The organism is Pseudomonas sp. Irchel s3f10 (genome assembly GCF_900187515.1).
Taxonomy (GTDB): Bacteria; Pseudomonadota; Gammaproteobacteria; order Pseudomonadales; family Pseudomonadaceae; genus Aquipseudomonas; species Aquipseudomonas tensinigenes.
On the sequence record NZ_FYDZ01000012.1, the window covers coordinates 176,221 to 184,554 of the forward strand.

Consider the following 8,334-nt stretch of genomic DNA (forward strand, 5'->3'; position numbering starts at 1 on the left):
TCAAGTGAACAAGTGGTTGATTCCAGCGGTGACCGCCGTGGCTTTGCTCAGCGGCTGCTCTACCGTACAGCGTGGTTCGATTCCGGTGGTTGATTCCGGTACTGCGGTGTCCAACAGCGAACGTATTTCGGCCAATGGCGGTTTCCGTCAAACGACGGTCAAGCGTCCTGCGCAAGCGCAAACTCAAGCGATCCCGCAAGGCGATACCGGCGTGGTGGTCATGGTGCCGGGTGGCGGCGCAACAACGTCCGCGCCCATCAGCTCTTCGCCGATCGTGCCGGGCCCTGCATCCGGTGGTATCACGGCGGGCCCGTACAACCCTTCAGCGGTTGACTCGGCGCCGGTCAACACGGGCAGCTACAGCATGCCATCCACGCCAAGCGGAATTCCTTCCGCCAGCAGTGGTGGCGGCTTGTCGGCCGATGAGCAACTTGACGGCCCGGTTCTCGCTTTGCTGACCACCGCGCAACAGCAACAGGCCGGCGGCGACCTCAACGGTGCGTCTTCCAGCCTTGAACGTGCACAGCGCGTTGCGCCGCGTGAGCCGCAAGTGCTTTATCGTCTGGCGCAGGTGCGCATGGCTCAAGGCGATGCGCCGCAAGCCGAACAGTTTGCTCGTCGTGCGCTGACCATGGCTAACGGTCGTCCGGACCTGCAAGCCAGCCTGTGGGAAATCATCGCCCAGTCCCGTGAGAAACAAGGCGATTCCGCCGGCGCCGCTCAGGCCCGTCAGAAGGCCAAGGTTTCACTGTGATGGATGCTCGTTTCCCGAGAATCGCCGATCAGCTATTGCTGATCGAGCGTGAACTGCGCACTCAGGGTTGGTGGGACGAAGTTTCGCCGTCGGCCGAAGCGTTGAGCAGTGTCGAGCCGTTTTCGGTCGATACGCTGGACTTCGAGCAATGGCTGCAATGGATCTTCCTGCCTCGCATGAAGATGATCCTCGAGCAGGATCTGCCGTTGCCGAATGCCTCGGGTATTCAGGAAATGGCCGAAATGGTCTTCGCCCAGCGCAACCTGGGTGGCAAGGATCGTCAGTTGCAGGTGCTGCTCAAAGAGTTTGACCTGCTGATCACTGCCTCGCGCTGAGCCAGACTGACACCGGATAGGTAGGAGCTGCCGCAGGCTGCGATCTTTTGATCTTGTTTTTGAAAGCAAAATCAAGAGATCGCAGCCTGCGGCAGCTCCTACAGGTGTCTATTCACAATTCTGCGCGATTTGCTTCTGCGCCTCGACAATGCGCTCCTGCCGCTGCGCATCATCCAGCCTCCGCAACTGTCCCTCTACTTCCTCCCTCAATCGTGGATTGTTCTGCAATTGCGCCAGATTCGTGCGTGCTTGCTCGCAAAACTGCTTGAGCTGTGCCTGTTGGTCGGCGACCTGTTTTTTCACCTTGTCATCAATCGCCTTCTGATCACCAAGCACGCCACTGCCCGGCATTGCCGCCGGTTTCGGCGGAGGCGAGGAGGGCGTCTGCATTGTCGTCGATGGCTGACCCTGCGGCGGCTGCGCATCAAAGTGCGTGACGCCTTGAGCATCGACCCATTTATAGATTTGAGCGGCCATGCACCACGGGCTGAGGCCGATCAGCAGAGTAAGGAGGAGCGTTCGCATGCTGATTCCTTGGCAAAATTGCGCAATTGACACTAACAGAGTAGCGGTTTTCAGGTTTTTTCTTGCGTTCTCATGTGCTTACCCACAATTAACCACATAGACGACTTGACTTGGAGAGGGCGAAACAGAAGAATCCAAAGTCCGCTGTAGAGGGACTGCCAGAAGCAGACCCACTCGGTAGATCATGAGGCGCACATCCGCGCCGACCTGTTACACCCGCAACGCGTTACCTCGCGCTGGGTGGGAAAGGCCCGCAACACTTGGGACGATCCCAATACTTGCTCAGTCAGTGCTGACGTAGTCGGCGACCACCGTCGCTCATGCTCTGCCGAGAAGTAAACCTATTAAGACCCGCCCCTTTTTTGTGGACGGTATTCTGGCGTTTTAGAGGTGAACAACGTGGAGCTTTTATCTGGCGGTGAGATGCTCGTCCGCTTTTTGCGTGACGAAGGCGTCAAATATATCTACGGGTACCCGGGTGGTGCTCTCCTGCATGTTTACGATGCCCTGTTCAAAGAACCGGAAGTGACTCACATCCTGGTTCGTCACGAACAAGCGGCCACCCATATGGCTGACGGTTATGCCCGTGCCACCGGTAAAGCCGGCGTGGTATTGGTGACGTCCGGTCCTGGCGCCACAAACGCCATTACCGGTATCGCGACCGCCTATATGGACTCGATTCCAATGGTGATCATTTCCGGTCAGGTGCCAAGCACTATGGTCGGCACCGACGCGTTCCAGGAAACCGACATGATCGGTATCTCCCGGCCGATCGTGAAGCACAGCTTCATGATCAAGCACGCTTCGGAAATCCCGGAAGTCATGAAGAAGGCCTTCTACCTGGCGCAATCCGGTCGTCCGGGCCCGGTCGTGGTCGATATCCCGAAAGACATGACCAACCCGGCCGAGAAGTTCGAATACATCTTCCCGAAGAAAGCCAAGCTGCGTTCCTACAGCCCGGCCGTTCGCGGTCACTCCGGGCAAATCCGCAAGGCAGCAGAAATGCTCTTGGCGGCCAAGCGTCCGGTCATGTATTCCGGCGGCGGCGTCATCCTCGGCAACGGTTCCGCACCGCTGACCGAACTGGCGAAAATGCTTAACCTGCCCGTGACCAACACGTTGATGGGCCTGGGCGGTTTCCCGGGGACTGATCGGCAGTTCATCGGCATGCTCGGCATGCACGGCAGCTACACCGCCAACCTGGCGATGCACCATGCTGACGTGATCCTCGCGGTCGGCGCGCGTTTCGACGATCGCGTGATCAACGGCGCGGCGAAGTTTTGCCCGAACGCCAAGATCATCCACATCGACATCGACCCTGCTTCGATTTCCAAGACCATCAAGGCCGACGTGCCAATCGTTGGTCCGGTCGAGAGCGTCCTGACCGAAATGGTCGCGATCCTCAAGGAAATCGGCGAGACCCCGAACAAGGAGTCCGTGGCCAGTTGGTGGAAGCAGGTGGATGAATGGCGCGGTGATCGCGGCCTGTTCCCTTACGAAAAGGGCGACGGCAGCATGATCAAGCCGCAGACCGTGATCGAAACCCTCTGCGAAGTGACCAAGGGCGATGCCTTCATCACTTCCGACGTGGGCCAGCATCAGATGTTCGCGGCGCAGTACTACACGTTCAACAAGCCGAATCGCTGGATCAACTCCGGTGGTCTGGGCACCATGGGCTTCGGTTTTCCGGCGGCCATGGGCATCAAGTTGAGCTTCCCGGATGACGATGTTGCCTGCGTCACCGGCGAAGGCAGCATCCAGATGAACATCCAGGAACTGTCGACCTGCCTGCAATATGGCTTGCCAGTGAAAATCGTCATCCTGAACAACGGTGTTCTGGGGATGGTGCGTCAGTGGCAGGACATGAGCTACGGCAGCCGTCACTCGCACTCCTACATGGAATCGCTGCCTGACTTCGTCAAGCTGGCTGAAGCCTACGGCCACGTTGGCGTACGCATCACCGAATCGAAAGATTTGAAGTCGAAGATGGCAGAAGCGTTCGCCATGAAGGATCGCCTGGTCGTGATCGATATTTCGGTCGACACCAGCGAGCACGTCTATCCGATGCAGATCAAAGACGGCTCGATGCGCGATATGTGGCTGAGCAAGACGGAGCGTACTTAATCATGCGGCACATTATTTCCTTGCTTCTGGAAAACGAACCCGGCGCTTTGTCTCGCGTAGTCGGCCTGTTCTCGCAGCGCAACTACAACATCGAAAGCCTGACCGTGGCTCCGACCGAAGACCCGACTTTGTCGCGTCTGACGCTGACCACCGTTGGTCACGATGAAGTCATCGAGCAGATCACCAAAAACCTGAACAAGCTGATCGAAGTGGTCAAGCTGGTGGACCTGTCGGAAAGCGCTCACATCGAGCGCGAACTGATGCTGGTCAAGGTCAAGGCCACTGGCGCCCAGCGCGCCGAGATCAAACGCACCACCGATATTTACCGTGGACAGATCGTCGACGTCAGCGCCAGCGTGTATACCGTTCAATTGACCGGTACCAGCGACAAGCTCGACAGCTTCATTCAGTCCATCGGCACCGCATCGATTCTGGAAACCGTCCGTAGCGGCGTGACCGGCATTGCCCGCGGCGACAAAGTACTCAGCATCTAAACCAAATTAGCGAATGGCCTGAACGGCCTGGATATAAAGGGGAAATTCATGAAAGTTTTCTACGATAAAGACTGCGACCTGTCGATCATCCAGGGCAAGAAAGTTGCCATCATCGGTTACGGTTCCCAGGGCCACGCCCAAGCGTGCAACCTGAAAGATTCCGGTGTCGACGTTACCGTTGGTCTGCGTAAAGGTTCGGCCACCGTTGCCAAAGCTGAAGCTCACGGCCTGAAAGTGACCGACGTTGCTTCCGCTGTTGCGGCGGCCGATCTGGTCATGATCCTGACCCCGGACGAGTTCCAGTCCTCTCTGTACAAGAACGAAATCGAGCCGAACATCAAGAAAGGCGCCACCCTGGCCTTCTCCCACGGCTTCGCGATCCACTACAACCAGGTTGTTCCGCGTGCCGACCTCGACGTGATCATGATCGCGCCGAAAGCACCGGGCCACACCGTACGTTCCGAGTTCGTGAAAGGCGGCGGTATCCCTGACCTGATCGCGATCTACCAGGACGCCTCGGGCAACGCCAAAAACGTTGCACTGTCCTACGCTGCTGGCGTTGGTGGCGGTCGTACCGGCATCATCGAAACCACCTTCAAGGACGAAACCGAAACCGACCTGTTCGGCGAACAAGCCGTTCTGTGCGGCGGTACCGTTGAACTGGTAAAAGCCGGTTTCGAAACCCTGGTTGAAGCTGGCTACGCGCCGGAAATGGCCTACTTCGAGTGCCTGCACGAACTGAAGCTGATCGTTGACCTCATGTACGAAGGCGGTATCGCCAACATGAACTACTCGATCTCCAACAACGCTGAATACGGCGAGTACGTGACTGGTCCGGAAGTGATCAACGCCGAATCCCGTCAGGCTATGCGCAACGCCCTGAAACGTATTCAGGACGGCGAATACGCCAAAATGTTCATCAGCGAAGGCGCAACCGGCTACCCTTCGATGACCGCCAAGCGTCGTAACAACGCCGCTCACGGTATCGAAGTCATCGGCGAGCAACTGCGCTCCATGATGCCGTGGATCGGTGCCAACAAGATCGTCGACAAAGCCAAAAACTAAGTCGTCGTTCCTTGTACGAAAAACGCGGCCTCGGCCGCGTTTTTTCGTTTGAGGCGGTGGTTCTGGTATAAAGCTGCAGCGTTTGTGGCCGAACTGTCGTCCTCAAGCATCTGTCGAATTTTCTTCAAACCGTTGCAAGGTAATGTCCATGAGCGAACGTCCCGAAGAGCCGAACAAGGCTTCTGACGCCGAAAGCCTGCTGCCCATCGATGAACACATCGAAGAAGGGCACGACGCAGAAGGTCGTAAAGTCCGGCATCGTGGTATCTATCTGCTGCCGAATCTGTTCACCACTGCGAACCTGTTCGCAGGGTTTTACTCCATCATCAACTCGATGAGCGCCCAGGCTGCTCTAAGCGCTGGCGACTCGGCGAATGCGAGCAAGTATTTCGCGTTCGCCGCGATCGCGATATTCGTCGCCATGGTGCTCGACGGCCTCGACGGTCGCGTGGCGCGCATGACCAATACGCAAAGTGCCTTCGGTGCCGAGTATGACTCGCTGTCGGACATGGTTGCGTTCGGTGTTGCGCCGGCGCTGCTCGCATTCGGCTGGGCACTGGGCGACATGGGCAAGGTTGGCTGGATGGTCGCCTTCATCTATGTAGCGGGCGCGGCGTTGCGTCTGGCGCGCTTCAATACTCAGGTGGGTACGGCTGATAAGCGCTATTTCATCGGTCTGGCCAGTCCGGCGGCTGCCGGTGTGGTTGCAGGTATTGTCTGGGCGTTCAGCGATTACGGCATTCAAGGTTCGAAGATGTCGTTCCTGGTCGCACTGATGGTTGCGGCGGCCGGCATGCTGATGGTCAGTAATATCAAGTACAACAGCTTTAAGGAGCTGGATTTGAAAGGTCGCGTGCCGTTCGTGGCGATCCTTGCGGTGGTGCTGGTGTTCGCCGTGGTCTTCAGCGATCCACCGCGCATTCTGCTGCTGGTGTTCCTCGCCTATGCGGCTTCCGGCCCGGTGCAGTACCTGTTGCATCTTCGTCGGCACAAAAAAGCCGAGTGATGTAATTTCCCGCATACTCCGCAGTCTATGGGTGCATCAGTCCTCCAAAGCTGCGGAGTTGCCATGTTGATCAAAGTCCCCAAAGCGTCCGACTGCCATGAGTCGGATGTCACGCCTGAAGCCATTTATCTCTCTCGCCGCCAATTGTTGGGGGCCACTGCTGCCGGTATCGCCGTCAGCAGCCTGCCGCGCTGGGCCAATGCCGACGATGCGGCGCGGTATGCCGATGTCGAGCCGGGCAAAGCGCCTGCCTGGTTTAGCGAGAAGCTGTCCTCTACTCAATGGGGGGCGGTCAACGTTAAGGATGAGGCGATCACGCCTTATAAAGATGCAACGCACTACAACAATTTTTATGAGTTCGGAACCGACAAGGGTGATCCGGCAGCCAATGCCGGTTCGCTGAAAACCGAACCGTGGAGTGTGGTGGTAGACGGGGAGGTGGGTAAGCCGGGGCGGTATGCGCTGGAAGACTTCATGAAGCCCTATCAACTGGAAGAACGAATCTATCGCCTGCGCTGCGTAGAAGCGTGGTCGATGGTCATTCCGTGGATCGGCTTTCCAATCTCGGCGCTGCTCAAGCAGGTTGAGCCAACGTCCAAAGCCAAATACATTCGCTTTGAAACCTTGCAGGATCCCAAGAGCATGCCGGGGCAGCGCTCTGGTTTTGCCTTGATTGACTGGCCTTATGTAGAAGGCTTGCGTCTGGATGAGGCGATGAACCCATTGGCGATACTGGCGGTGGGCATGTATGGCCGTGAGTTGCCGAATCAGAATGGCGCGCCGCTGCGTCTGGTGGTGCCGTGGAAGTATGGTTTCAAGAGCGTTAAATCCATCGTGCGCATCAGTCTTGTCAGCGAGCAGCCGAAAACCACTTGGCAAAGCATTGCGGCAGATGAGTACGGTTTTTACGCGAACGTGAATCCTAAGGTTGATCACCCGCGCTGGACGCAGGCGCGGGAGCGACGGTTGCCGAACAGTCTGTTCAAACCCAACGTGCGCGATACGCAGATGTTCAACGGCTACTCGGATGAAGTCGCTTCTTTATATACAGGGCTCGATCTGCGGAAGAACTACTGATGCGATTTCCGTTATGGCGTATAGGCGTATTCATTGCGGCGGCTATCTGGCCGATGCTGTGGTTGTATCAAGCGCTTGAGGATTTACTCGGGCCTGATCCCGGCAAGGTGTTGGTCGATCGCTTGGGGCTGGGCACGTTGGTGTTGTTGCTGATTACCCTGAGCATGACGCCTATGCAGAAACTCACCGGCTGGGCGGGGTGGATTGCTGTGCGCCGGCAATTGGGGCTTTGGTGTTTTGCCTATGTGGTTTTGCATCTGTGTAGCTATATGGCGTTTATTCTGGGTTTCGATTGGTCGCAGCTGACGGTCGAGTTGCGCAAGCGGCCCTACATAATAGTGGGGGCGTTGGGATTTCTCGGATTGTTGGCGCTGGCGGTGACGTCGAATCGCTACAGTCAACGTCGTTTGGGCTCGCGCTGGAAGAAGTTGCATCGATTGGTGTACGTGATTTTGGGGTTGGGTTTGCTGCATATGCTGTGGATCGTGCGTGCTGATCTCGAGGAGTGGGCGATCTATGCCTTTATAGGTGTAGTGCTTCTGGTGCTGCGCATTCCGCCAGTGATGCGTCGGATCCCGCGTTTGCTGGCTAAAAAGCAGGTTTTGCAAGAAAAGCGAAATTAACGGTTGACGGCAGATTTGAGGTGTCTATAATTCGCCCCACTTCCGGCGCAGTCGAAACGGAAAACTCCTTGAGATTCAATGAGTTATGTAGGTTTCGGCAGCAGGTTGCTTCAGTTCATCGAAGCCAGAAGGAAGTTGAAAAAGAGGTGTTGACAGCAGCGTGTAACGCTGTAGAATTCGCCTCCCGCTGACGAGAGATCGGAGGCGCAAGTGGTTGAAGTTGTTGAAGAATTCTTCGAAAGCTTCTGAAAATAATCACTTGACAGCAAATGAGGCTGCTGTAGAATGCGCGCCTCGGTTGAGACGAAAGATCTTAACCAACCGCTCTTTA

Annotated in this window: 9 protein-coding genes; 8 read left to right on the forward strand and 1 reads right to left on the reverse strand. The window is 56.8% G+C overall.

What is annotated here, in order from left to right; genetic code table 11:
* Positions 1 to 4: 4 nt before the first annotated feature.
* Complete coding sequence (locus CKW17_RS22850; protein ID WP_095121816.1) at positions 5 to 754, forward strand: hypothetical protein; 750 nt, start codon at positions 5 to 7, stop codon at positions 752 to 754.
* On the forward strand, positions 754 to 1,089 hold the full coding sequence (locus CKW17_RS22855) for a YqcC family protein (protein ID WP_095121818.1): 336 nt from the start codon (positions 754 to 756) through the stop codon (positions 1,087 to 1,089). Before CKW17_RS22850 ends, CKW17_RS22855 begins: the two co-directional genes overlap by 1 nt.
* 108 nt (positions 1,090 to 1,197) lie before the next feature.
* Here the strand turns inward: CKW17_RS22855 and CKW17_RS22860 are convergent, their stop codons facing one another.
* Complete coding sequence (locus CKW17_RS22860; protein ID WP_095121820.1) at positions 1,198 to 1,614, reverse strand: DUF4124 domain-containing protein; 417 nt, start codon at positions 1,612 to 1,614, stop codon at positions 1,198 to 1,200.
* Positions 1,615 to 2,013: 399 nt separating this feature from the next.
* Here CKW17_RS22860 and CKW17_RS22865 point away from each other — a divergent pair, with 399 nt between their 5' ends.
* The 6 genes from CKW17_RS22865 to msrQ all read left to right on the forward strand — a co-directional run bounded on the left by CKW17_RS22865 (position 2,014) and on the right by msrQ (position 8,003).
* Positions 2,014 to 3,738: an acetolactate synthase 3 large subunit gene (locus tag CKW17_RS22865; RefSeq protein ID WP_034153917.1), complete on the forward strand. Its 1,725-nt coding sequence runs from the start codon at positions 2,014 to 2,016 to the stop codon at positions 3,736 to 3,738.
* A gap of 2 nt (positions 3,739 to 3,740) precedes the next feature.
* Positions 3,741 to 4,232, forward strand: coding sequence for an acetolactate synthase small subunit (ilvN, locus tag CKW17_RS22870; RefSeq protein WP_003176102.1), 492 nt, complete (start codon positions 3,741 to 3,743; stop codon positions 4,230 to 4,232).
* A 48-nt stretch (positions 4,233 to 4,280) separates the two neighbouring features.
* Positions 4,281 to 5,297 (forward strand): ketol-acid reductoisomerase, encoded by a 1,017-nt coding sequence (ilvC, locus tag CKW17_RS22875; protein WP_007909969.1) that lies wholly within the window; start codon positions 4,281 to 4,283, stop codon positions 5,295 to 5,297.
* A gap of 148 nt (positions 5,298 to 5,445) precedes the next feature.
* The gene (gene pssA / locus CKW17_RS22880; protein ID WP_016983477.1) at positions 5,446 to 6,303 is read left to right on the forward strand and encodes a CDP-diacylglycerol--serine O-phosphatidyltransferase; all 858 of its coding nucleotides are present in this window, start codon (positions 5,446 to 5,448) and stop codon (positions 6,301 to 6,303) included.
* Positions 6,304 to 6,366: 63 nt separating this feature from the next.
* On the forward strand, positions 6,367 to 7,380 hold the full coding sequence (gene msrP / locus CKW17_RS22885; RefSeq protein WP_095121822.1) for a protein-methionine-sulfoxide reductase catalytic subunit MsrP: 1,014 nt from the start codon (positions 6,367 to 6,369) through the stop codon (positions 7,378 to 7,380).
* The gene (gene msrQ / locus CKW17_RS22890) at positions 7,380 to 8,003 is read left to right on the forward strand and encodes a protein-methionine-sulfoxide reductase heme-binding subunit MsrQ (RefSeq protein WP_095121824.1); all 624 of its coding nucleotides are present in this window, start codon (positions 7,380 to 7,382) and stop codon (positions 8,001 to 8,003) included. Before msrP ends, msrQ begins: the two co-directional genes overlap by 1 nt.
* Positions 8,004 to 8,334: the final 331 nt, after the last annotated feature.